At 64.0% G+C, this 1451-nt stretch carries 2 protein-coding genes; one reads left to right on the top strand and one right to left on the bottom strand.

From position 1 onward, the window contains the following. Positions 1 to 778: lyase family protein (locus tag EN745_RS34765; protein WP_245487911.1), on the top strand; the 778-nt coding region annotated here is incomplete at its 5' end. A 198-nt stretch (positions 779 to 976) separates the two neighbouring features. Here the strand turns inward: EN745_RS34765 and EN745_RS34770 are convergent. Next, positions 977 to 1451: VOC family protein (locus EN745_RS34770; RefSeq protein ID WP_348630990.1), on the bottom strand; the 475-nt coding region annotated here is incomplete at its 5' end.

The raw sequence follows: 1451 nt of genomic DNA on the forward strand, positions 1-1451 counted from the left end.
CATCGCGACCTGCGCCATCTCGGGCGCGGTCGGCACCTTCGCCAACATCGAGCCCTATGTCGAAGAGCATGTGGCGAAGAAGCTCGGGCTGAAGCCGGAGCCGGTCTCGACGCAGGTGATCCCGCGCGACCGCCACGCCATGTTTTTCGCCACGCTCGGCGTCATCGCCTCGTCGGTGGAGCGGCTGGCGATCGAAATCCGCCACCTGCAGCGCACTGAGGTGCTGGAAGCGGAAGAGTATTTCTCGCCGGGGCAGAAGGGCTCGTCGGCGATGCCGCACAAGCGCAATCCGGTGCTGACCGAAAACCTCACCGGCCTTGCCCGCATGGTGCGCTCCTTCGCCATGCCGGCGATGGAGAACGTGGCGCTCTGGCACGAGCGCGATATCTCTCACTCCTCGGTGGAACGCATGATCGGACCGGACGCCACCGTGACGCTGGATTTCGCGTTGTCGCGGCTCACCGGCGTCGTCGACAAGCTGCTCGTCTATCCCGACAACATGCTCAAGAACATGAACAAGTTCCGCGGCCTTGTGCATTCGCAGCGCATGCTTCTCGCGCTGACGCAGGCCGGCGTGTCACGCGAGGACGCCTACCGGCTGGTGCAACGCAACGCCATGAAGGTATGGGAACAAGGCGCTGATTTCCTTGATGAACTTCTTGCCGACAAGGAAGTGACGGCGGCATTGCCGGAAGCCGAAATCCGTGAGAAATTCGACCTCGGCTACCACACCAAGCATGTCGACACGATCTTCAAGCGGGTGTTTGGGGAGGCCTAACCTTTCCTTCTCCCCGTTCACGCGGAGAAGGTGCCCGAAGGGCGGATGAGGGGCGGCGCCGACTTCGGCGATGACTGTACTCGCCACGTCCAGGTCCGGGGGAGACAAACTCGCAAAACTGGCGCTGCCCCTCATTGCCCTGCCGGGCATTTCTCCCCGTATAGTGACGGGGAGAAAAAGAGCCGTGCCGACATCCAATCAAGCCTTGCCCGGCACCGTCCTGATCACCGTGCCCCACGGATCCTCGCGGGTCGTCTCGCCGGTCACATTGTCCGAGCGCATTTCGACCCACGCTAGGCCCGAACGTGCCGGATCGCGGCGGCCGGCGCCGGCGCTGCGCCAGGCATTGGCGCCAATGTGGTGGTGGTAGCCACCCGACGACAGGAACACCGCCTGGCCGCCATATCTCGCCACCGTGTCGAAGCCGAACTGGTCATGCCAAAAGGCCTCAGCGTCCTCCGGCCGGCCGACGCGCAGATGGACGTGGCCGACGATGGTGTTTTCCGGCGCGCCCTGCCAGCCGGCGTCATCGGCCGGCACACAGGCGACGACAGCCGGAAGGTTCAGACGCTCGGTCGCCATGGCGATCTTGTCGCCGATCCACTTCCAGTCCTGCGGACGGCGATCAGAATAGATTTCGATGCCGTTGCCCTCGGGATCGGTCATATAGAGG

Origin of the sequence: Mesorhizobium sp. M4A.F.Ca.ET.022.05.2.1 (genome assembly GCF_003998845.1) — a bacterium.
Taxonomy (GTDB): Bacteria; Pseudomonadota; Alphaproteobacteria; order Rhizobiales; family Rhizobiaceae; genus Mesorhizobium.